Annotated in this window: 18 protein-coding genes; 13 read left to right on the top strand and 5 right to left on the bottom strand. The window is 63.7% G+C overall.

Going from position 1 to position 20178, the window contains the following annotated elements; translation table 11 throughout:
- The 3 genes from lepB to era are packed head-to-tail and all read left to right on the top strand — an operon-like array spanning position 1 to position 2441.
- A complete protein-coding gene (lepB, locus tag AC27VQ_RS11740) occupies positions 1–771 on the top strand; it encodes a signal peptidase I (RefSeq protein ID WP_313522680.1) in 771 nt (256 codons plus the stop codon).
- Positions 768–1487, top strand: a complete 720-nt coding sequence (gene rnc, locus AC27VQ_RS11735; protein ID WP_488716377.1) for a ribonuclease III — start codon at positions 768–770, stop codon at positions 1485–1487. Before lepB ends, rnc begins: the two co-directional genes overlap by 4 nt.
- A 9-nt stretch (positions 1488–1496) precedes the next feature.
- Positions 1497–2441 carry a GTPase Era gene (era, locus tag AC27VQ_RS11730; RefSeq protein ID WP_488716376.1) on the top strand — a complete coding sequence of 315 codons (945 nt, stop codon included), beginning with the start codon at positions 1497–1499 and terminating at the stop codon, positions 2439–2441.
- Between the two features lie 36 nt (positions 2442–2477).
- On the opposite strand, the gene AC27VQ_RS11725 is transcribed toward era, so the two are convergent.
- Together AC27VQ_RS11725 and AC27VQ_RS11720 are read right to left on the bottom strand one after the other, a co-directional pair.
- A complete protein-coding gene (locus AC27VQ_RS11725) occupies positions 2478–4841 on the bottom strand; it encodes a putative bifunctional diguanylate cyclase/phosphodiesterase (protein ID WP_488716375.1) in 2364 nt (787 codons plus the stop codon).
- Positions 4828–5877: a polyamine ABC transporter substrate-binding protein gene (locus AC27VQ_RS11720; protein ID WP_488716374.1), complete on the bottom strand. Its 1050-nt coding sequence runs from the start codon at positions 5875–5877 to the stop codon at positions 4828–4830. Before AC27VQ_RS11720 ends, AC27VQ_RS11725 begins: the two co-directional genes overlap by 14 nt.
- A gap of 230 nt (positions 5878–6107) precedes the next feature.
- Here AC27VQ_RS11720 and AC27VQ_RS11715 point away from each other — a divergent pair, with 230 nt between their 5' ends.
- Both AC27VQ_RS11715 and bla read left to right on the top strand, forming a co-directional pair.
- A complete protein-coding gene (locus AC27VQ_RS11715) occupies positions 6108–8417 on the top strand; it encodes a Tex family protein (protein WP_488716373.1) in 2310 nt (769 codons plus the stop codon).
- Between the two features lie 138 nt (positions 8418–8555).
- Complete coding sequence (gene bla / locus AC27VQ_RS11710; RefSeq protein WP_488716372.1) at positions 8556–9449, top strand: BKC/GPC family carbapenem-hydrolyzing class A beta-lactamase; 894 nt, start codon at positions 8556–8558, stop codon at positions 9447–9449.
- Positions 9450–9482: 33 nt separating this feature from the next.
- Here bla and AC27VQ_RS11705 read toward each other — a convergent pair whose 3' ends face one another.
- The gene (locus AC27VQ_RS11705; protein WP_488716371.1) at positions 9483–9806 is read right to left on the bottom strand and encodes an ArsR/SmtB family transcription factor; all 324 of its coding nucleotides are present in this window, start codon (positions 9804–9806) and stop codon (positions 9483–9485) included.
- Between the two features lie 70 nt (positions 9807–9876).
- Here AC27VQ_RS11705 and AC27VQ_RS11700 point away from each other — a divergent pair, with 70 nt between their 5' ends.
- Positions 9877–10365 carry an SRPBCC domain-containing protein gene (locus AC27VQ_RS11700; protein WP_488716370.1) on the top strand — a complete coding sequence of 163 codons (489 nt, stop codon included), beginning with the start codon at positions 9877–9879 and terminating at the stop codon, positions 10363–10365.
- Between the two features lie 10 nt (positions 10366–10375).
- Positions 10376–10738, top strand: a complete 363-nt coding sequence (locus AC27VQ_RS11695) for a hypothetical protein (RefSeq protein WP_488716369.1) — start codon at positions 10376–10378, stop codon at positions 10736–10738.
- A gap of 3 nt (positions 10739–10741) precedes the next feature.
- Here the strand turns inward: AC27VQ_RS11695 and AC27VQ_RS11690 are convergent, their stop codons facing one another.
- On the bottom strand, positions 10742–11452 hold the full coding sequence (locus tag AC27VQ_RS11690) for a L,D-transpeptidase (RefSeq protein WP_488716368.1): 711 nt from the start codon (positions 11450–11452) through the stop codon (positions 10742–10744).
- A 209-nt stretch (positions 11453–11661) separates the two neighbouring features.
- Between AC27VQ_RS11690 and recO the strand changes: the two genes are divergently transcribed.
- The 5 genes from recO to AC27VQ_RS11665 all read left to right on the top strand — a co-directional run bounded on the left by recO (position 11662) and on the right by AC27VQ_RS11665 (position 17566).
- The gene (recO, locus tag AC27VQ_RS11685; protein WP_117369295.1) at positions 11662–12426 is read left to right on the top strand and encodes a DNA repair protein RecO; all 765 of its coding nucleotides are present in this window, start codon (positions 11662–11664) and stop codon (positions 12424–12426) included.
- Positions 12423–12932 carry a PaaI family thioesterase gene (locus AC27VQ_RS11680; RefSeq protein ID WP_488716367.1) on the top strand — a complete coding sequence of 170 codons (510 nt, stop codon included), beginning with the start codon at positions 12423–12425 and terminating at the stop codon, positions 12930–12932. Before recO ends, AC27VQ_RS11680 begins: the two co-directional genes overlap by 4 nt.
- Positions 12933–13092: 160 nt before the next feature.
- On the top strand, positions 13093–15951 hold the full coding sequence (locus AC27VQ_RS11675; protein ID WP_488716366.1) for a DUF2339 domain-containing protein: 2859 nt from the start codon (positions 13093–13095) through the stop codon (positions 15949–15951).
- Between the two features lie 36 nt (positions 15952–15987).
- Positions 15988–16641, top strand: a complete 654-nt coding sequence (locus AC27VQ_RS11670) for an HD domain-containing protein (RefSeq protein WP_488716365.1) — start codon at positions 15988–15990, stop codon at positions 16639–16641.
- A 79-nt stretch (positions 16642–16720) separates the two neighbouring features.
- Entirely contained in the window at positions 16721–17566 is an 846-nt protein-coding gene (locus tag AC27VQ_RS11665; RefSeq protein WP_488716364.1) for an MOSC domain-containing protein, read from the top strand.
- Here the strand turns inward: AC27VQ_RS11665 and corA are convergent.
- Positions 17563–18555, bottom strand: a complete 993-nt coding sequence (corA, locus tag AC27VQ_RS11660) for a magnesium/cobalt transporter CorA (RefSeq protein WP_488716363.1) — start codon at positions 18553–18555, stop codon at positions 17563–17565. The two genes, AC27VQ_RS11665 and corA, sit on opposite strands and share 4 nt — an antisense overlap.
- 299 nt (positions 18556–18854) lie before the next feature.
- Between corA and AC27VQ_RS11655 the strand changes: the two genes are divergently transcribed.
- Positions 18855–20090, top strand: coding sequence for an MFS transporter (locus AC27VQ_RS11655; protein ID WP_488716362.1), 1236 nt, complete (start codon positions 18855–18857; stop codon positions 20088–20090).
- Positions 20091–20178: the final 88 nt, after the last annotated feature.

Genomic DNA, 20178 nt, shown 5'->3' with positions numbered 1-20178 from the left:
ATGTTCGCAAATAAGGAAAAGTCCGGCGTGGCAGAGAAGACAGAAAAGGCCGAAGGCGGCCTGTGGGAAAACGTCAAGGTCATCATCCAGGCGCTGCTGCTCGCTGTGGTGATCCGCACGCTGCTCTTCCAGCCCTTCACCATCCCCTCCGGCTCCATGATGCCGACGCTGCTCGTCGGCGATTACCTCTTCGTCAACAAGTTCTCCTACGGCTATTCGAAATATTCGCTGCCGTTCTCGCCGAACCTGTTCTCCGGTCGCATCTTCGCAAGCGAGCCGAAGCGCGGCGACATCGTCGTCTTCCGCTTCCCGCCGAACCCGGATATCGACTACATCAAGCGTCTCGTCGGCCTGCCGGGTGACCGCATTCAGGTCAAGGACAGCGAGCTCTACGTCAACGGTGTCGTGGTTCCGCGCGAGCACAACGGCTTCTTCCGCGCCGACGACCAGTACGACACGGGCGAGGACGTTCCGGTCTTCCGCGAAAAGCTCGACAACGGCGTGACCTATGACACGCTGGACACGCGCCCCGGCACGGTCGGCGACAACACGCGCGAATTCATCGTGCCCGAAGGCCATTATTTCATGATGGGCGACAACCGCGACAACTCGGCCGACAGCCGTTTCGACGTCGGTTTCGTTCCGGCGGAAAATCTGATCGGCCGCGCCAGCCTGATCTTCTTCTCGCTCGGCCATGACACCGCCTTCAGCGAAATCTGGAAATGGCCGACGAACCTGCGCTGGGATCGCCTGTTCAAGGTCGTTGAATGAAGGGCGCCATTCCGCTGAACGACGTCAACCGCAAGGCTCTTGAGGAGCTGATCGGCTACGCTTTCACCGACAAGGACCGTCTCGACCGGGCGATCACGCATGCGAGCGCCCGGCCGGGAAAAGGCAGCAATTACGAGCGGCTGGAATTCCTCGGCGACCGGGTGCTCGGGCTCTGCGTCGCTGAGATGCTGTTTCGCACCTTTCGCGATGCCAAGGAGGGCGAGCTTTCCGTTCGCCTGAACCAACTCGTGAGCGCCGAAAGCTGTGCGGCGGTCTCGGATGACCTTGCGCTGCACCGCTTCATCCGCACCGGTGCGGACGTGAAAAAGCTCACCGGAAAAGCCATGCTGAATGTGCGCGCCGATGTGATAGAGTCGCTGATCGCCGCGATCTATCTCGACGGCGGGCTGGAAGCCGCGCGCGGCTTCATCCTGCGCAACTGGGAGGGCAGGGCGGCCCGCGCGGAAGGTGCGCGGCGCGATGCCAAGACCGAATTGCAGGAATGGGCGCATGCCCGCTTCGGCCTGACGCCGAACTACAAGGTGGACGACCGCTCCGGCCCGGACCACGACCCGCGCTTCACCGTGACGGTGGAGATCAAGGGCGTGAAGCCGGAAACGGGCATCGACCGCTCGAAAAGGGCCGCCGAACAGGTGGCCGCAACGAAGATTCTGGAACGCGAAGGCGTCTGGCCGAAAAGCCAGGCCTCGGATTAAACGGACATCATGACCGAAGAAAACCAAAACCCTGCCGAAACCGGCGCCGCCGTCGAAGGCCCGACCCATTCGGGCTTCGTGGCGCTGATCGGCGCGACCAATGCCGGCAAGTCGACGCTGGTCAATCGCCTCGTCGGCGCCAAGGTGTCGATCGTCAGCCACAAGGTGCAGACGACGCGCGCCATCGTGCGCGGCATCGCCATCCACAACAACGCCCAGATCGTCTTCATGGACACGCCCGGCATCTTCAAGCCGCGCCGCCGGCTCGACCGCGCCATGGTGACGACCGCCTGGGGCGGCGCCAAGGATGCAGATTTCATCATGTTCCTGATCGACAGCGAGCGTGGCCTGAAGGGCGACGCCGAGACGATCCTGGAAGGCCTGAAGGAAGTCCACCAGCCGAAGATCCTCGTCTTGAACAAGGTCGACCGCGTCAAGCCGGAAGATCTTTTGAAGCTGACGGCAGCCGTCAACGAGGTCGTGAAGTTCGAGCGCACCTTCATGATCTCGGCGCTGAACGGTTCCGGCTGTGAAGACGTGATGGATTACCTCTCCGCCGCGCTGCCCGAGGGACCCTGGTACTATCCGGAAGACCAGATTTCCGACCTGCCGATGCGCCAGCTCGCGGCCGAAATCACCCGCGAAAAGCTCTTCCTGCGCCTCCATCAGGAGCTTCCCTATTCCTCGCATGTCGAGACGGAAAAGTGGGAAGAGCGCAAAGACGGCTCGGTGCGCATCGAACAGGTCATCTATGTCGAGCGCGACAGCCAGAAGAAGATCGCACTCGGCAAGAACGGCGACGCGATCAAGGCGATCTCCACGGCGTCCCGAAAGGAACTGTCTGAAATCCTCGAGCAGACGGTGCACCTCTTTCTCTTTGTGAAGGTGCGCGAGAACTGGGGCGACGACCCGGCGCGGTTCCGCGAAATGGGGTTGGATTTCCCGACGTCGTGATTTTGAGAGTGGGGCTGCGATGCAGCCCCATTTGCTTTACGCCCGCGCCCGACGCTCCGGGCTTTGCGCAACTTCGCGCGCCTTTTCCACCAGCCGCTGCATCGCCCAGATGCCGAGCTCTTCGATCGGCTGGGGTTTGCAGATGAGATAGCCCTGGTAGAAGTCGCAGCCAGCGGCGGCGAGCAGGCCCATTTTCTCCGTCGTATCGACGCCTTCGGCAATCACCGACATGTCCTGCGCGTGGCAGAGCGCCACGAGCGCGCGCAGCGTCGGAAGGGCGGCCGAGCGGGTGAGGCTTTCGACCAGTTCGCGGTCGAGCTTGATGGTCTCGGCCGGGTATTCGATGATCTGCTGCACCGAGGTATAGCCGGCGCCGAAATCGTCGATCGAGATGCGGAAGCCACGGCTGCGCAGGATCTCGATGTTGCGGCGCGACTGCTCGCCGAGTTTCACCGCAAAGGTTTCCGTCAGCTCGATCTCGATGACGCGGGCATCCACGCCATGCCGGTCGGCGCATTCGCAGAAATGGTCGCTGATCGACTTGGTGTAAAGTTCGGCCGAGGAGATGTTGATGCAAAGGATCGTCTCGGCGCCGAACAGCTTCTTGATCTGGCTGTATTCCGCCATCGCGCGGTCGATCACCCACCAGTCGATCTTGCTGAACAGGCCGGTCGTCTCGGCGATCGGAATGAATTCGTCCGGCGTCACGCGGCCGAGAACCGGGGAATTCCAGCGCAACAGCGCCTCGCACCCCATCACCTTGCCTTGACCATCGACGATGGGCATATAGACGAGGTGGAATTCGCGGTCGGGATCGAGCACCCGCAGCTCTTCCTCGATGCGGCGCTGGCGGTTGCGTTTCTCGTGCAGCGAGCGGGAATAGCGCGCCGAGCCGTTCTTGCCTTGGGATTTCGCCTGGTACATGGCGGCATCCGCGTTGGCGACGAGCTCGGGCAGGGTGCGGGCGTCCTCGGGATAGACGGCGATGCCGATGCTGGCGGTGACCGGATAGGCCTTGTCCAAAACCTCGAACCCTTCGCCGAAGAGCGCCAGGATCTGGTTCGATGTTTCGGTGATCGTGCCGCTTCCCGGCTGGCAGCGCAGCATGATGGCGAATTCGTCGCCGGAAAGCCGCGCGAACAGACCGTCCGGCAGGCCGCGTTCCGTGACCGCGCGCGCGACGATCGCCGAAATACGGTCGGCGAGTACCTTCAGAAGCTCGTCACCGATCTTGTGGCCGTGTTTGTCGTTGACGAATTTGAAGTTATCCACGTCGATGAAGAGCAGGGTGCAGCCGATATCCTCGGCTTCGGCCTCTTCGAGGATCTGGGTGGAGCGGATGTTGAAATATTCGCGATTGGAAATGCCCGTCAGCGTGTCCGTCCACGAGGCGTTCTGCACGAGATCGAAGGACTGCATCGAATGGTCGTGCAGGCGTTTGACGTTGGCCGACAGGCGGCCGATCTCGCCGGCTTCGTTCATCTCGGGCAGGGCGCTGCGGCTGCCGGTCATTACGTCGGTCAGCTGGCGGTCAAGGCGGGCAATGGGATTGGTGATGTAGCGGCGCACGAGGCCGAGCACGAGCACGATGGTGCAGAGGCTTAGCGCGATGGCGCCGAGCGCCAGCAGCGATTTCAGCGTCCACAGCCGGTCGTTCAGGAACATCGGATCCGGCGTCAGGCGCGCGAAGAGCGAGGGGCTGAGCGTCGCGGTGGCCGAGAGTGCGCCCTGGGCGAGAAGCTGGTGCTGGCCGATCTCGATCTCAGCGCCGTATTCCTTCTCCAGCGCCCGCTTCATGTCGAGGAACAGTTTTGGCCTGACCGCCGTCTGCACCAGGATCGCGCCGTTCTTGGCGCTGGCGACGGGGCGGTTGAAGGTCAGGGGGTCAATGAATTCCGAATGCACGATCAGCGGCTCGATGCCCTCGACATCAAGATAGCTCCAGGAGGACAGCCGGGGACTTGCGATCACCTGGCGGGCATGCTCGACCTGCTGGCGCGTGATCTCGGCAAAGGGATCGTCGCTGTTCTCGTAGTAGTAGTCGACTGTCAGCGGCGGGCGGATGATGGCGACGGAGATGAATTTCTTGCCGTCATCGGAGAGCGAGGTGATGCTCTGCTGCAGGCGCACGCCGAGCGCGTTGCTGCGATAGGCGGCGTCCGGCTCGTTGACGAAGAGGCGCACGGCGCCACCCTCGACGAGTGAATAGATGAGGCTGCGGTTCTGCGTCACCTCGTTCTGGAAGACGGCCGTCAGCAGACCCATCTGCTGCCAGAGCCGCGCGCGCTCCAGCCCGATGACCGAAGAACTCTGCACATAATAGATCAGCGAGGCCGCAAGCACGTAGCCGGCCAGAATGACGGGGAAAATGAGGGAGAGGGCGCGTTTACCGAGCGTCACTGATCTTGGCCAGACTGCTGATGATGCGGCGGCGGGCCTGCACCGATTGTACGGTCAGTTCCTCCTGAAACTGGCTTTTGGCCAGGATTTCCGGTGCGGCATAGATTTCGGGATTGGAGCGCATGTCTTCCGGCAGCAGCGCCAAAGCGGCGGTGCTGGCGGTCGGCATGTTGAGTTTGACGGCATTGCGGGCGCCGTTTTTGGCGTTGCTGATATAATCCACCAGCTTCAGCGCGAGATCCTTGTTCTCAGAGCGCGCGCTGACGGAAACACAGTCGAGCCAGGAAAGCGTGCCTTCCTTCGGCACGACATAGCGCCAGAGGCCGGGCGAAGAAACCTTGTCGTTCAGCGTATACTGGTCGCCGCTATAGCCGAGCGCCATCCAGATGTTCGGCCCCTTGTCGGCGCTCTGGATGGAGGTGATGACATAGTCGTAGGTGAGCACATAGGGCACCTGCGCCTTCATCAGCTCATAGGCCGCTTTCAGCGTTTCGTTGTCATTGGCGTTGACCGATTTGCCGAGCAGCACGAGCGGCGCGACGAAGGCCTCGGCGTGGTCGTCATACATGGCGATGTGGCCGCGCAGGCTCTCAGTCGGCTTCATCATGTCCGCCCAGGAGGTGGGCGGGGTGTTAATCTTGTCGGAGCGATAGAGGATGCCCATCGTGCCCCAGAGATAAGGCACGCCAAAACCGCCGCAGCGTTTTGTCCAGCTGTCGGCATAGTCCTTGAGCGATGGCACGATCCCGGTGTCCAGCGCCATGATGACGCCGCGGTTGCCATAGAGCCGCGCGCCGTTCTCGTTGGTGAGAACCACGTCGACATTGCTGTTGGGATCGGCGAGGATTTCGTCGCGCGCATCGCCGCTGTCATAGAAAGTCTGGTGGACCGCGATGCCGGTTTCGGTCGAGAAATCCTTGAGGATCTGCTCGTCGATATAGGATTCCCAGATGAGCAGGTTGAGCGTGGCCGCGCCCGCGGGTGCAGCCGTGGCGAAGGCCGTCAGTGAGACTGCTGCAAAAAATGCGCCGCGCATGCCGAAGGCCCCGTTTCCCCTACGGGGACAAGATAGGCGGCAAGGCTTTATGAAGCGTTACAACCGGTAAGCTCCTGTTTTTGTCCATTCAACCCTGATGCGCTTCTGCATGGCGGGGCAGCCCGTGATATATGTTGTGGACGTGGCGGTGGCCCGTCCCGCCTGCGATTGGCCTGTTTGCGGCCGCGCACTATGGTCGCCGCCCCGCCTGCCACCCAGAGGAGTTCGACATGGCCCCGACACCGCAGAAGATCGCAAACCTGATCGCATCCGAGATCAAAGCGAGCGCGGCGCAGGTTTCCGCCGCCGTCGGGCTGCTGGACGAGGGCGCCACCGTGCCCTTCATCGCGCGTTACCGTAAGGAAGTGACTGGCGGTCTCGACGATACGCAGCTGCGCACGCTTTCCGAGCGGCTGACCTATCTGCGCGAGCTGGAAGCCCGCCGCGCCTCGATCCTCGAGAGCATCGCGGGGCAGGGCAAGCTGACGGACGAGCTTTCCGGCAAGATCGCCGCCGTCATGACGAAGGCCGAGCTCGAGGACATCTATCTGCCCTACAAGCCGAAGCGCCGCACCAAGGCCGAGATCGCCCGCGAGCGTGGCCTCGGGGCCCTCGCCGAGCAGATACTCGCCGACCGCGCTTTGGTACCGGCGGAGCTCGCCGAAAAATTCCTGTCGTCCGAGGTGGCGGATGTGAAGGCGGCGCTGGAAGGCGCACGCGACATCGTCGCCGAGCAACTGACGGAAAACGCCGATCTCCTGAAGCGCCTGCGCGAATACATGAAAAGCAATGCCTTCTTGCGTTCCCGCGTGGTCGAGGGCAAGCAGGAGACCGGCGCGAAGTTTTCCGACTATTTCGACCACACCGAACGCTGGGCGACCGTGCCCGGCCACCGGGCGCTCGCCATGCTGCGCGGCTGGAACGAAGAATTTCTGTCGGTCGATATCGTCGTCGATCAGGACAGCACCGAGCCGGTCAAGCCCGTCGAGCGCATCATCGCCTCCTTCTATGCGGTCGGCGTGAAGCCGGGCGACAAGTGGCTGGCCGAGGTCATCGGCTGGACGTGGCGCGTCAAGCTCTCCATGTCGCTGTCGCTCGACCTGATGCGCGAGATGCGCGAACGTTCCGAGGAGGAGGCGATCCGCGTTTTCGCCCGCAATCTTAGGGATCTGCTCCTCGCCGCGCCCGCCGGCACGCGCGCCACGATGGGCCTCGATCCCGGTATCCGCACCGGCGTCAAGGTCGCTGTCGTCGACAATACCGGCAAGGTGGTCGAAACGACGACGGTCTATCCGTTCCCGCCGAAAAACGACGTGCGCGGTACGCAGGCCGAGCTTGCGAGCCTCATCCGCAAGCACAAGGTGGAGCTGATTTCCATTGGCAACGGTACCGGCAGCCGCGAGACGGAAAAGCTGGTCGCCGACATGCTGGCCCAGTTGCCGGGCGCCAAACCCACCAAGGTCATCGTCTCGGAAGCCGGCGCCTCGGTCTATTCGGCCTCGGAAACGGCGGCCGCGGAATTCCCGAACCTCGACGTCTCACTGCGCGGTGCCGTCTCGATTGCGCGGCGCCTGCAGGATCCGCTGGCCGAACTGGTGAAGATCGAGCCGAAGTCGATCGGCGTCGGCCAGTACCAGCACGATGTCGATCAGGGAAAACTCTCCCGCTCGCTCGATGCGGTGGTGGAAGATGCGGTGAACGCCGTCGGCGTCGATCTCAACACGGCGTCGGCGCCGCTGCTCGCCCGCGTGTCCGGCCTCGGAAAATCCTCCGCCGAGGCGATCGTCGCGCATCGCGATGCCAACGGCCCTTTCGAGAGCCGCAAGGAACTGATGAAGGTCTCCCGCCTCGGCGCGCGCACCTTCGAGCAATGCGCCGGCTTCCTGCGCATCCCGAACGGCAAGGAGCCGCTCGATGCCTCCTCGGTGCATCCGGAAGCCTATGGCGTGGCGAAAAAGATCGTCGCCGCCTGCGGCCGTGACGTGCGCACCCTGATGGGTGACAGCGCCGCGCTGAAGCAGCTCGATCCGAAGGTCTTTGTCGATGAGCGCTTCGGCCTGCCGACGGTCAAGGACATCCTCGCCGAACTGGAAAAGCCCGGCCGCGACCCGCGTCCGGAATTCAAGACCGCGACCTTTGCCGACGGCATCGACGACATCAAGGACCTCAAGCCAGGTATGTTGCTGGAGGGCACCGTCACCAACGTCGCCGCCTTCGGCGCCTTCGTCGATATCGGCGTGCATCAGGATGGTCTCGTTCACGTTTCGCAGCTGGCCGACCGTTTCATCAAGGACCCGCATGAGGTGGTGAAGGCCGGCGACGTTGTGAAGGTGCGTGTGACCGAGGTCGACGTGCCGCGCAAGCGTATCGGCTTGACCATGCGTAAGGACGGCGGCGCGCCCGCCGCCCGCGACAGCGCCCCGCGCAACGACAAGAACACCCAGATGAAGCCGAAATTCAGCCAGGCGGCGCCCAAGCAGCAGGCCCCGTCGCAGGGTGCCTTCGGTGCGGCCTTCGCCGAGGCGCTGAAGAAGAAATAGCCCTAGTTTTCCTAATGGCTGCCGGCAGAAATCGTCGTTTGTTTTGACCCGCCCCTTTGCGCATAGTCGCGACATGGGCGGGCTCAAACGGGCCGGGCGCAGGGCGCTCCGCTGCCTGAAAGACAGGAAAATTGACCTATGACGATGACGATTTCACGCCGGCAGGCGATTGCCGGTGCTTTCCTTTCCATTCCCGCTGTTTCGGCAATGGCCGGCATGGCAGGGGCGGCCTCCGGCGGCACGCCGCAGGAGCAGCTTGCCGAACTGGAAGCGCGCCACAAGGGCCGCATCGGCGTTGCCATACATAATCTCGCAACGAACGCCCGGCTCGGCCACCGTGCCGACGAGCGTTTCCTGATGTGCAGCACCTTCAAGGCCCTGCTGGCTGGACACATCCTCGCCCGCGTCGATCGCAAGGAGGAGGCGCTGGACCGCCGCATCGTCGTCAAGAAATCGGACCTTATCGATTGGGCGCCAATTGTCGAAAAGCGCGTCGGCGGCAAGGGCATCACGATTGCCGAACTCTGCGAGGCGACGATCACGCTCAGCGACAACGCCGCCGCCAATCTGCTGCTCGGCGCGTCGGGCGGACCGGAGGCGGTCACGGCGTTCCTGCGCGGTCTCGGCGACGATATCACCCGTCTCGACCGCACCGAGCCGACGCTCAACTATCATGAAACGCCTGACGACGCGCGCGACACGACCACCCCGGTCGCAATGACCGAAACATTGCGGAAGCTGATCTTCACGGATGTGCTTTCGCCGCGCTCCAAGGCCCAGCTTGCCGCCTGGCTTGTCATGAACAAGACGGGCGATACACGGCTGCGCGCCGGCTTCCCGGCCGACTGGATGACTGGCGACAAGACCGGCACGAATGGCGACAAGGCCGGCAATGCTAATGACGTGGCCGTCGCCTGGTCGCCGAAACGTGGCGCGATCGTCGTTTCGGCCTTCGTAGAAATGCCCGGTATTTCCGGCGACGAGCGCAATGCCCTCATCGCCGAAATCGGTCGCATCGCTGCTGCCGTCTGATCTTTGGTTAGGCGCCGTCGAAAAGGCGGCGCCTTAGCTGTCCAGCTCGCCCTTCAGTGCGGAAAGCACGCTCATCGCATGGCCGGCGTACTGGCTGATCCAGCGATCGTGTATCGCCTGGATGGGCAACGCGTTGAGGTGGTTCCAGCGTTCGCGTCCCTCCCTGCGGGGAATGATCAGGTCCGCCTCTTCCAGCACCTTCAGATGCTGCATCACCGTACAGCGATCCATCTCCGGAAATTTTTCACACAGCGCGCCTGTCGTCAGTGGCGCGACCTTGATCGCATCCAGCATCTGCCGCCGCTTTCCATTGGCGAGCGCCTTGAAAACGGCGTCCTCTATCGATTCGCTTGACATGTTATGTTTTTATAACATATTTTGTCCGGGTACAAGACGGAGGAGGGCGGTGCGCCCCAAGGAGGATGGCATGACGCTGGAATTTCGTGTGAACGGGCGGATCGGCAAGCCGGTCGCCGAGGTTTTCGATGCGGTGGTCAACCCCAAGAAGCTGAGCGGCTATTTCACGACGATCGGCGGCGCGAGTGCGCCGCTTGTCGAGGGTACCACCGTGACCTGGTGGGGCATGGCGCCCGTCATCGTCGACAAGGTGGAGGAAAACACGCTGATCGTCTTCCGCTGGGATGCGATGGTCGACGAGGGGGAAGAAGCCTACAAGACACGCGTCGAGATGCGCTTCAAGCCGCTGGAAGATGGCGGCACGATGGTGACCATCGCCGAGACCGGCTGGCGCGATAACGACCGCGGTCAGAAATCCTCCTACATGAACTGCGAGGGCTGGTCGCAGATGCTCGCCTGCATGAAGGCCTATGTCGAATATGGCATCAACCTGCGTGACGGCTATTACCCGAGCGAACTCAAGGGTGTCGTTACCGCCGAGCAGCAGGATTTCACGTGAGGAGGCCGCGATGAGCGCGCAGATCAAAGGCGGCATCAACATCGCCATGAAGGTGCCGACGCATCAATATGCGGCAACCGTCGCTTTCTATCGCGATGTCGTCGGCCTGAAGCCCTTCGAGGCGAAAGCGCCGGCCATCGGCTTCGAACTCGGTCCGAACCGGTTGTGGATCGACGAGGCGCCGAATTACAGCCAGGCCGAAGTCTGGCTCGAGCTTTTCACGCCAAACCATGCGGACGCCCTTGGCCATCTGGAGAAGAATGGCGCCGTGCGCTGCGACGCCGTCGAGGATCTGGGCGTGGGTTTCCGCGGCGGCTGGATCATGAACCCGGCCAACATCGTGCACATGGTCCGCGAACCCGACGCCTGGTAATCCCTAAATGGATGCCGGCGGCACGAGACCGTCGGCGGCCGCCATCGGCGTCGCCTCGCTGGCCGGCGTCTGGTGCTGCAGCACGACGACGCGGCTGCCCGTCGGCACGCGGCTGTAGAGATCGATGATATCCTGGTTGAACAACCGCACGCAGCCGCTCGACACGGCCTTTCCGATCGACCACGGCTCTGACGTGCCGTGGATGCGGAAGAGCGTGTCCTTGCCGTCCTTATGGAGATAGAGCGCACGCGGGCCGAGCGGATTGGTGAGACCCGGCTCCATGCCGCCGGCCCATTTCAGGTTCCGCTCCGGCTCGCGCTTGATCATGGTCGGCGTGGGCGTCCAGCGCGGCCATTCCGCCTTGCGGCCGATGCGCGCCGTGCCCTCGAATTCCAGCCCCGCCTTGCCGACGCCGATGCCATAGCGCATCGCCATGCCTTCACCCTGCACGAGATAGAGGAAGCGGTTCTGCGTATCGATGACGATGGTGCCGGCCGGCTCCATCGTCTGGTAGGCAACCTGCTGTCGGAAGTATCTCGGGTTCACCCGGCTGATATCCATCGCCGGCAGCGGGAAGCGCTCGTCGGGATGCGGCCCGTACATGGCGACATGCATGGGATCCGGCCCTTTCCTCTTCACCTCCATCGTGGTCGTGGCGCAGCCGGTAAGCGTTGCGGCAAGGGCGAGAAGGGCAAGCGGACGGAACACACACATCAAGACGGCACCTGTCATTTCGAAGTTCAAATCTGGCCTTTGCGGCGCTTGGCCGGGTCTTCGGGGGCAAAGTCGGCGCGGGCAGGGCGAGAAAAAAGCGAAACTGTGGCGAGGGCTTAGGTGTGGCCGATGCGCCACGCGTCGTTCCGACGCATGGGGAGGAGCCCACCGGCTTGCGGCAAACCGGCGGACGGCGTAAGGCTTCAATCATGCAATGGAGTGACGAGGCCATCGTTCTGGGCGTGCGGCGCCACGGCGAGACATCCGTGATCGTCGAGGTGATGACGCGCGAGCGCGGACGCCATCTTGGCATGGTGCGCGGCGGCCGTTCACGGACCATGCAGCCGGTGCTCCAGCCCGGCAATTCCGTCGATGTCACCTGGCGCGCAAGGCTCGACGAGCATCTTGGCGAGTTCCGCGTCGAGCCGCTCGAACTGCGCGCCGGCCGGCTGATGGAGACGGCGACCGCCGTTTACGGCGTGCAGGCCATGGCCGCACTGCTGCGCTTCCTGCCGGAGCGCGATCCGCATCCGCATCTCTATGAAGCGCTCTCCGTTATCCTCGGCCATCTGCACGAGCCCGCCGATGCCGGCGAGCTGTTCATCCGTTTCGAGCTCGCCGTGCTGAACGATCTCGGCTTCGGGCTCGATCTGCTCGAATGTGTCGCGACGGGCGCGAAGGACGATCTCTGCTACGTCTCGCCGAAATCTGGCCGCGCGGTCTCGCGCGCCGCGGGCGCGCCCTGGGCGGACAAGATGTTGGCGCTGCCCGCATTTCTCGGCGATGAAAGTCGGCACGCGGCCGATGCCGCCGCCCTTGCCGATGGCTTCCGCCTGACGGCCTTCTTCCTCAACCGCCATGTCTGCGAACCGCGCGGGCTGGAGCTCGCCAATGCCCGCGAGGGCTTCGTGCAGGCCGCGCTGAAGGCGCTCGGCGGACCGAAAAACGATCAACCCGAAGAGGCGCATGCATGACGGTGGAAATCTATCCGGGGCTGACGGTCGGCGGCATCGGCACGCTGCCGCTCGACGTGGTGAAGCGTGACGGCGGCCTGAAGGTCTTGCAGGCGATGCTGTCGGGTGCGCTGCCCGCGCCGCCGATGGCCAAGACGCTCGCCTTCTCGATGACGGAAGTGGAGGACGGCCGCGTCGTCTTCTCCGGCATGCCCTCCGCCGATCATCTCAATCCGCTCGGCACGGTGCATGGCGGCTGGACGGCTACGGTGATGGATTCGGCACTCGGCTGTGCGGTCTTCTCCGTCATCAAGCCGGGCGAGGCCTATACGACCATCGAATTCAAGCTGAACCTCGTGCGCCCGGTGCTGCCCGGCATGGGCGAGGTGTTCTGCGAGGGGAAAATCATCCATCGCGGCCGCACCATTGCCACGTCGGAAGCCTGGCTACGCGACAAGAACGGCAAGCTTCTGGCGCACGGCACGGAAACCTGCGCCATCTTCCCCATCGAAAACCTGATGCGATAAAGCAATTCCAGCAAAAGTGCGAAGCGGTTTTGCGTCCGGAATTGCGTGAAAACAAAGAACTAGGCTCCGAAGAGATTGCCACGCTGAAACGTAACCCCGTTTGGCGTTTGGATAAAACCGGGTAGTCTCGCCGCCCGGACTGTGCCGTGCTGGAGACGCAATGCTCGAAATACTCTCTTTGGTCGCGATTGGCCTCGCGCTCTATACCCTCAACGCCTCGCGCAACAGCGCGCAGAAAATCGGCGCAGAGGTGATGCGGCTGAAGGGCGAGATCGAGGCGCTGAAGGCGAGCGGCATCGCAATCCCAGCCACCGAAGCCGAACCGGTTGCCGAAACACCGGAAGCCGCGCGGGAGGAGGTAACGGACGAGCCTGTAGCGGCCGATTTCGCGAGCCCCTGGACGACAAAAAGCGGCGAGGTGGATGCAGGCCGCGCGATCTTCGGTGGTGATGCGCCCGCCATGCCGGCCGAAACCGTTGCCGCGAGCGAAACGGCGGAAGAGGTAGCGTCCGCACCCGCCGCTGCGCCGGCCCGCCCGAAGGAAAGTTTCGAAAGCCGCATCGGTGCGCGCTGGGCCGTCTGGGTGGGCGGCATTGCGCTGGCGCTCGGCGGCATCTTCATGGTGAAATATTCCATCGAGGCCGGATTGCTGAGCCCCGCCGTGCGCCTGTCGCTGGCCGCTGCTTTCGGCTTGGTTCTGATGGCGGCGGGCGAATTCGTGCGCCGCCGCACCCAGCCGCTGATCGCCAATGCCTTCCAGAACGCCATGATTCCCGGCGTGCTGACGGCCGCCGGGGCCATCACGCTCTTCGCCGTCACCTATGTCTCCTACGAATTCTACAGCTATTTCGGCCCGGTCACCGCCTTCGTGCTGCTCGCCGCCGTCTCCTTCGCCACCATCGGCCTCTCGCTGCTGCACGGGCAGGCGCTCGCCGGCCTGGGCCTCTTGGCCTCCATGCTCACCCCGGCGCTGGTTGCGACGGAAGAGCCGAGCGCCTGGGGCCTGTTCGGCTTCCTCATCGTCGCCTGGCTCGCCACCTTCGCCGCCTCGCGCATCCGCCACTGGCATGTGGTGCCGGCGCTCGCCAATGCCGGCATGGCGCTGTGGGCGGTGCTCTACCTCTCGCAGGCCAGCAATATCGATGTAGTGCCGGCGCTGGTCGCCATGCTGGTGCTTGCCATAGGCCACGGCCTGATCTGGCCGGGCAATGTCACGACCGAAGATCTGCCGGCGCCTGCCGACGCCAAACCCGCCGATGCACTGGATCGTCTGCTCACCCCACCGGCGGCGGCCGTATCCGTCACCGGCGCGCTCGCCATGGCCTTCCCGGCGCTGGTGCTCGCAAGTGCCGTCCCGGCACTCGCCCATGCGGATTACGCCTTCGTCATCGTCGTCCTGGCCCTTGCCGCCCTCGGCGCCCTGCGTGGCTGGGCGATCTATCCGGCGATCCTTTCCGCAGTCGCCGCCGTCATCGGCGTGGTGGCGATGGTCGGTCTGCCGGATCAAGGGCTGATTGACGGTTTCGGCAGTCTCGCGCTGCCGGCGGTGGAAGGGGTGGTCCCCGCACCACCGATGGCGGAAAGCACCTTGCCGGTGCCGGTCCTTGGTCTGGTGCCGGTCAATCTGCTGCTGATCCTCGCGGCCATCTATGCTGCGGTCGGCCTTGCAGCGATACGCCTGCGCATGCCGGGTTCCAGCGCGTTTGCGGCCCTCTGGAGTTTGCTCGCGCCGGCCGTGCCCTTCGCGATCCTTGTCGTCAGCTTCCTGAATTTCGGCAACCTCTCCTTCGACGCCAAACACGGGCTTCTCGCGGTCCTACTCGGCCTCGTCTTCTTCGCCGCCGCGGAAGCCTTTTCGCGCGAGAGAGCGGAGGAAGATGGTCTCTTCCTTCCACAACGGACGCTGTCGGCCGGTGGCTTCGCTTTCCTTGTTCTCGCGCTCCATGCCCTGACCGATGGCCTCGCCACCACGCTCGGCATCATCCTGCTCGGCACCATCGCCGTCTTCGCCACCCGCCTGCGCCGCTGGCCGGTTCTGCCCTGGCTGATGGCTGGTGCCGCCGCTGTCGTCGCGGGCCGCATCGCCTGGGAGCCGACCATCGTCGGTGCCGCCAACCTCTCGAAAACGCCCGTCTTCAACCAGCTTCTCGCCGGCTACGGCATCCCAGCAGCCCTGCTGGCACTCTCGGCCTTCGAACTGCGCCGCTGGCCGGGGGAGCGCATCCGCAATCTCCTGCAGGCGCTTGCCAGCCTCTTCCTGTTGCTGACGGCCGCGATCCTCGTGCGCCACGGCATGAATGGCGGCGTGCTCGATAGTTCGGTGCCGACGCTCGGCGAACAGGCGACCTACACGCTGCTCGTCATCGGCGCATCCGCCGTCATGATGTCGCTCGACCTGAAATCGCCAAGCCCCGTCTTCCGCTACGGCTCGATGGTCGTCGGCGGCCTCTCGGTGCTTTCGGTGCTGAGCGCCCATTTCATCGGCCTCAATCCCTATTTCACCGGCGAACTGCTCGGCAAATGGCCGGTGCTCGACCTGCTGCTCGTCGGCTACCTGCTCCCCGGCATCGCCTATGGCGGCCTTGCCTGGTATGCGCGCGACCGGCGGCCGATGCCCTATGTCATCATGCTGGCACTCTCCAGTGTTGCGCTGGTCTTCGCCTGGGTCACGCTGTCGGTTCGCCGCTACTGGCACGGCGAGGGCATCGCGGACTGGAAGGGCTTCCTCCAGTCGGAGACCTACACTTATTCGGTCGTCTGGCTGCTGCTCGGCGTGCTTCTGCTGGCGGTCGGCTCTAAATTCGATTCCAAAAGCATCCGCCTTGCCTCCGCCGGTCTCGTGCTGATCGCGGTGGTCAAGGTGTTCCTGATCGACATGGCCAATCTCGAAGGCATTTTGCGCGCGCTCTCGTTCATCGGGCTCGGCGCGGTGCTGATCGGCATCGGCCTGTTCTACCAGAAAATCCTCTCGGGAAAGTCCGGGACGGGTGAAAAGCCGGAATTGAACGCGGAAGCATGACGGGGTAGGTCTCGGGGCAACAACACCGGATACCCCATGTCCTTCACCTGCCTCGCCGCCGCCTTCACGCCCCTGGGACCGCTTGCCGCGCGCCTGCTGCCGCAGGCCTTCGCGGCCGATGACGGCTCGCATGACGCGGCCCATCTCATCCGCGTGTGGAAGAACGCCCGGCGCATCCAGGCGGAGGAGGGCGGCGATCCGCGCCTGCTCGCCGCTGCCGTGCTGTTGCACGATTGCGTGGCCGTGGAGAAGAATTCGCCGCTGCGCGCCGAGGCTTCGCGGCTGGCAGCCGAAAAGGCCGCGACGCTTCTGGCTGCCGAAGGCTGGAGCGATCAGGATGTGGCCGCCGTCCGCCATGCCATCCTCACCCACAGCTTCTCCGCCAATATCGCGCCGGAAACGCTGGAGGCGAAGATCGTGCAGGATGCCGACCGGCTCGATGCCATCGGCATGGTGGGTGCTGCGCGCTGCTTCTACATTGCCGGCCGCATGGGCAGCGGCCTCTACGATCCCATGGATCCGCTCGCCGAAAACCGTCCCCTCGACGACGAGGCTTTCGCCATCGATCATTTCGAGGTGAAGCTGTTCAAGCTGGCGGATGGTTTTCAGACCGCGGCAGGCGCCCGCATGGCCTTGGAGCGCACGCAGCGGCTGCGTGCGATCCGCGACATGCTTCTGGATGAAATCTGAACGAAAACATGCTTTTGTGCCGCCGGATTGAATCGCTTCGGCAGAGCGTTGAATCAAAGTTTAAAGGAAGGGACGTCCGATGAAGATCGAGGGCCTCAACATTCACCCGCTGAAGAGCGGCCGGGCCATCCCCGTCGAAAGCGCCACGGTGCGTATCGATGGCCTCGCCGGCGACCGGCGCTTCATGATCGTCGAGCCCGACGGCCGCTTCATCACCCAGCGCGAACTCCAGGCGTTGGCCCGCGTCGAGGCGACGGCGGTGGGCGAAAGCCTGCATCTCGAAATGGAGGGCCGCCAACTCTTCGCGAGCTTTGAACCGGACGACCGCCTCGACGTCACCGTCTGGGATAGCCCCGTCAACGCCGCCGTCGCCGATGAAGCGGTGAACGACGTGCTGTCCGACTGGCTCGAACGCCCGGTCAAGCTCGTCCACATGGACGCGCTGGCGCAGCGCGCCGAGGGGGAGGACTGGGCCGGCCAGCCGGCCCCCGTTGGTTTCGCCGATGGCTTCCCCATCCTCGTCACCACGACTGGCTCGCTTGCCGATCTCAACCGGACGCTGGTTGCCAAGGGCCAGGAGCCGGTCGGCATGGATCGCTTCCGCACCAACATCCTCGTCTCCTGCGACGTTCCATGGGAAGAGGACCTCTGGGAAGCGATCGAGATCAACGGCATCGTCTTCGATTTCGTCAAACCCTGCGCCCGCTGCATCATGACCACGCAGGACCAGATGACCGGCGAACGCATCGGCGGCAACCCTATTCAGGGCCTCGCCGAAAAGCGCATGTCCGCCGACCGTCGCGTGCCCGGCGTGCTCTTCGGCTGGAACGCCGTGCCCCGCGGCGAGGGCGAGATCCGCCTGGGCGACACGGTGCGCGTGACGAAGACGCGCACCGAACGCTGGTCGATGAAAATGCGGGCCTAAACCCAGCCGCGCCGCTTGAAATAGAGATAGGGCATCAGGGCGGAGACGATCATCAGGCCGACGGCGTAGGGATAGCCGAAGTGCCATTGCAGCTCGGGCATCAGCTCGAAGTTCATGCCATAGGCCGACGCGACCAGCGTCGGCGGCAGGAAGACCACCGAGGCGACGGTGAAGATCTTGATGATCTGGTTCTGCTCGAGATTGATCAGGCCGAGCGTCGCATCGAGCAGGAAGTTGATCTTTCCTGACAGGAACGCGGCGTGGTCGCCGAGCGAGGTGGCGTCGCGTTGCACGAGCTTCACCAACTGGCGGATTTCCTTCGAGGGTTTGCGCGTCGGCGTCTCCAGCGCCGCATGGTAGGCGACGAGGCGCGAGATGCTGACGAGGCTTTCACGCACGCCGCTCAGGAAATCGCCCTTGCGGCCGAGCTGTTCGATCAGCGCTTCGAGGTCCCGCGTCTTCTTGGTGGAGGAGGCCTTCTTGCTGCGGAAGACTTCACGCGAAATGCCGTCGATCTCGTTGCCGAGCCGCTCCAGCACATCCGCCATGCGGTCGATCACGGCCTCGATGACGCCGAGCATGACGTCTTCGCCGTTCTCGTATGTATGGCCGTTGCCGCGCAGCGCCCGCGCGCAGAAGGTGGCGAAGGGTTTCGCATCGGCATGGCGCACCGTCACCAGCGTCGGGCCGCGCAGGATGAAGGTGATCGGCGTCTTGGCCGGCTCGTCGCTGTCGAGATTGGTCAGTGCCGTCATGGTCATGAAGGCGGCGCCATCTTCCTGATAGAGGCGGGCGGACAATTCGATGTCCTCCATTTCCTCGCGCGTCGGCATGGCAATGTGCAACGCGGCCTCGACGTCCTTTACCTCTTCCGGCGACGGGTTGAGGAGGTCGTACCAGAGGGCAGGGGCGATGGCCTGTTCGATGGCGGGATTGGAAATGTCGCGCAGGCAAAAACGGTCAGCCTTGCGGGCATAGATCTGCAGCATGCTTTGCTCCTTGGAGGGCGCTCTCGCCATCCGGAGCAAGCCGAAACGCTGCTACCGGACGGGTCGCTCGATCGCTCTCGCTCGTCGACTGTCGGGGTCCATTGATCTTATCCGGGTTTCATTGGCGTCCTGTGACGCCGAAGCGTGGGATGCGCCCAAAATCCTTCCGCGTCAAGCACATCCGCCGGTCGCTTGAATCGAAATGTTCCATCAGCAGGACTGATCGCTCGGTCAATTAAATTCGCTTTTGTTAATTGATGGTGCGACGTAAATTTCGCGCACCTGATTTGGAGATGCCCATGTCCGCCCCATCCACCGTTGCGGCGCCCGCCGCGAGCCGGCCCATGCCCTGGCTCATCATCATCGCCGGCTCGCTGATTGCGGTGCTCACTTTCGGCCCGCGCTCGGCGATGGGCTTCTTCCAACTGCCGATGTTGCAGGATACCGGCTGGGACCGCACGACTTTCGGTCTCGCCATGGCCTTCCAGAACCTCGCCTGGGGCGTCAGCCAGCCGTTCTTTGGTGCCATCGCCGACAAGTTCGGCACCTGGCGCGTGCTGCTGATATCGGGCCTCGTCTATGCGCTGGGCCTCTTCCTCATGTCGCTCGGCACATCGCCGCTCTGGCTGCATATCGGCGGCGGCGTGTTGGTTGGTCTCGGCGTCGGCTCCGGCTCCTTCGGCATCCTGCTGTCGTCCTTTGCACGCAATGTCACGCCCGAGCAGCGCTCTATGGCGTTCGGCATCTGCACGGCGGCAGGCTCTGCCGGCATGTTCCTGTTCGCGCCGCTGTCGCAGGGCCTGATCAGCGCCTATGGCTGGTCGGACAGCCTCGTCTATCTCGGCATGCTGATGCTGCTGGTGCCGCTCATCGCCATTCCGCTGCGCGGCAATTCCTCCTCAGGCATCACGTCGGCAAACGAATACAAGCAGACGATCGGCGAGGCGCTGCGCGAAGCGCTCGGCCATCGCAGCTATCTTCTGCTGGTCTCGGGTTTCTTCGTCTGCGGCTATCAGGTCGCCTTCATCACCGCGCATTTCCCGGCCTATCTCGGTGATCTCGGCATCGATGCGCGTTACGCCGTGATCGCACTGGCGCTGATCGGCTTCTTCAACATCATCGGCTCGCTCGCCGCCGGTTTCATCGGCCAGCGTTACTCCAAGCCCTATTTCCTCGCCTATATCTATCTCGCCCGTTCGGTTGCCGTTTCGGCCTTCATCCTGCTGCCGAAATCGCCGACCTCGGTCATTATCTTCGCCATCGTCATGGGCCTGCTCTGGCTCTCCACGGTGCCGCCGACCAATGGCCTCGTTGCCATCATGTTCGGCACGAAGCATCTTGGGCTGCTCGGCGGCATCGTCTTCCTGTCGCACCAGGTCGGCTCGTTCCTCGGCGTGTGGATGGGCGGCTATCTCTACGACCATTTCGGCACCTACGATCCGGTGTGGTGGCTCGGCGTGGCGCTCGGCATCTTCGCGGCCATCGTGCACTGGCCCATCCAGGAAAAGGGCGTTGCCCGCCCGGCCATGGCCTGACGAAATCACGCCGCCGCCCGAAGGATTTCGGGCGGCGCTTCTTGCAAAGCGTCACAAAAGTTTCTAAATCTGAACCACCGGCCCATGC

The organism is Shinella sp. 20P9.1.1 (assembly GCF_057798995.1).
The sequence above is the reverse complement of the archived record's forward strand: the minus strand, read 5'-3'. Positions and strand labels throughout refer to the sequence as shown.

Coding starts and splice junctions, on each gene's coding strand:
- rnc (WP_488716377.1), top strand. CDS start 768: ATGAAGGGCGCCATTCCGCTGAACGACGTCAACCGCAAGGCTCTTGAG.
- era (WP_488716376.1), top strand. CDS start 1,497: ATGACCGAAGAAAACCAAAACCCTGCCGAAACCGGCGCCGCCGTCGAA.
- bla (WP_488716372.1), top strand. CDS start 8,556: ATGACGATGACGATTTCACGCCGGCAGGCGATTGCCGGTGCTTTCCTT.
- lepB (WP_313522680.1), top strand. CDS start 1: ATGTTCGCAAATAAGGAAAAGTCCGGCGTGGCAGAGAAGACAGAAAAG.
- AC27VQ_RS11700 (WP_488716370.1), top strand. CDS start 9,877: ATGACGCTGGAATTTCGTGTGAACGGGCGGATCGGCAAGCCGGTCGCC.
- recO (WP_117369295.1), top strand. CDS start 11,662: ATGCAATGGAGTGACGAGGCCATCGTTCTGGGCGTGCGGCGCCACGGC.
- AC27VQ_RS11655 (WP_488716362.1), top strand. CDS start 18,855: ATGTCCGCCCCATCCACCGTTGCGGCGCCCGCCGCGAGCCGGCCCATG.
- AC27VQ_RS11680 (WP_488716367.1), top strand. CDS start 12,423: ATGACGGTGGAAATCTATCCGGGGCTGACGGTCGGCGGCATCGGCACG.
- AC27VQ_RS11670 (WP_488716365.1), top strand. CDS start 15,988: ATGTCCTTCACCTGCCTCGCCGCCGCCTTCACGCCCCTGGGACCGCTT.
- AC27VQ_RS11695 (WP_488716369.1), top strand. CDS start 10,376: ATGAGCGCGCAGATCAAAGGCGGCATCAACATCGCCATGAAGGTGCCG.
- AC27VQ_RS11715 (WP_488716373.1), top strand. CDS start 6,108: ATGGCCCCGACACCGCAGAAGATCGCAAACCTGATCGCATCCGAGATC.
- corA (WP_488716363.1), bottom strand. CDS start 18,555: ATGCTGCAGATCTATGCCCGCAAGGCTGACCGTTTTTGCCTGCGCGAC.
- AC27VQ_RS11705 (WP_488716371.1), bottom strand. CDS start 9,806: ATGTCAAGCGAATCGATAGAGGACGCCGTTTTCAAGGCGCTCGCCAAT.
- AC27VQ_RS11665 (WP_488716364.1), top strand. CDS start 16,721: ATGAAGATCGAGGGCCTCAACATTCACCCGCTGAAGAGCGGCCGGGCC.
- AC27VQ_RS11720 (WP_488716374.1), bottom strand. CDS start 5,877: ATGCGCGGCGCATTTTTTGCAGCAGTCTCACTGACGGCCTTCGCCACG.
- AC27VQ_RS11675 (WP_488716366.1), top strand. CDS start 13,093: ATGCTCGAAATACTCTCTTTGGTCGCGATTGGCCTCGCGCTCTATACC.
- AC27VQ_RS11690 (WP_488716368.1), bottom strand. CDS start 11,452: ATGTGTGTGTTCCGTCCGCTTGCCCTTCTCGCCCTTGCCGCAACGCTT.